The following is a 1,395-nucleotide window of genomic DNA, read 5'->3' on the forward strand; positions in this document are numbered from 1 at the left end:
AGCTTCCAGAATAGCCCGCCATAGTTCAGCGTCGGTTGGCCACTGGCGTTTACTGCCGTAATCGTCAGTTGCGGGTTCTGGCCGCTGGCGAAACCAATCACTTGATCCTGATAGCTAAACGAACAGGTCCATGGCGATTGAGCATTGCGAAGCGTCGGCGTGTTGTCGGTCACCACAAAACGGTGCGGAATAAAGCGGCCCACATTACCGGATTCTGTGCCCAGAACATTGCCCGTACCGAGATAATCGCCATCTTGGATATCCGCCTGCAAACGGATAATGCCGACCTCGTCAAACGCCACATTGGTCGCAGTGAACACACCCGGGCCTGTCCTGACCAATGCTGTCCCATTGGTCAACTGTCCGGCCACCGAACCATTTCGGCCGCCGACCGGGGCCACGAGCTGACTGGAACGCACTCGTGGCACTTCTGGCGTATTTTCCAAACCAAAACTGGGGGTGATGCTGCCTTCGGCATCCAGGGCAGTCACAGTGACGGTAAACGGCTCGCCCGCGCGACGAAACACCGGACCGTTTTCATCGGCCGCTGCCGGATTGCCAGAGACTGTCACTTGTAAATCGGCAGGTCGCACAACGAAGGGATTGCTGGCGCCGCGAAGTTCATGGCCGACGCCTGCGTAGGTCGTGATATCTTTTACATTTAACTGAATCTGCCCCACATCTTTGTATTTCACTAACAATTGCGCCTGCCCATTCACAAAATTGACATTTTGCGGAGTGCTTGCGGCCTCGCTATTGGCGATGGCGCTGCCATCGATGGTCGGCACCAATGTCCCTGCGGTCGGGTTCTGATAGTCAACCCACCAATTCAGCGCATGCGTCCCGGTGTAGGACTCGATCACGCCACATTGCGGGTCTGTCGGCGTTTGCCCATAGGCTGTCAGGTAAATCGGGAAATTTGTGCCTGCGGTTTGTGTGTTGATGGGTTGATTGATAGGATTCGGCGGAGGATTGCTCACCGGCGAACCCGTGATGATAAACCCGCTCGCCGCCCAGTCAAGCAGACCTTCCGTATCGTCATCCACGATGGCAGAATTGCTTTGCAAGGTTGCCGAAATATTGATAGGCGTGGCGCCTTCCCGATAAGTGAGGGCAAACTGCGCCGTGCCAGCATCCGATGCGGCGTAAGTGTACGTGGCGATCCCATCATCCGGCGTGGCGTCACTGAACGTCCCTGCACCGCTGACCAATGACCATGTGCCACGGCCAGTTCCGGTATTGAGCACAACGGTTTGCGTAAAATTGCCAATGACCAGATCACTGGCATCCCTTGCGGACACCGTGACGACCTCATCCAGACAATACAGGCCGAAGTTGTCATGGCTTATTTTGAAATGATCAATGGCGACCGTACACGGATGGGTTTCATTCATG

1 protein-coding gene is annotated in these 1,395 nt (G+C 55.6%); it reads right to left on the minus strand.

From position 1 onward, the window contains the following. On the minus strand, positions 1-1,394 hold a 1,394-nt coding region (locus D6694_07950), incomplete at its 3' end, for a hypothetical protein (protein RMH42461.1). Between the last annotated feature and the right edge of the window lies 1 nt (position 1,395).

It is taken from the genome of Gammaproteobacteria bacterium, from assembly GCA_003696665.1.
Lineage (GTDB): Bacteria > Pseudomonadota > Gammaproteobacteria > Enterobacterales.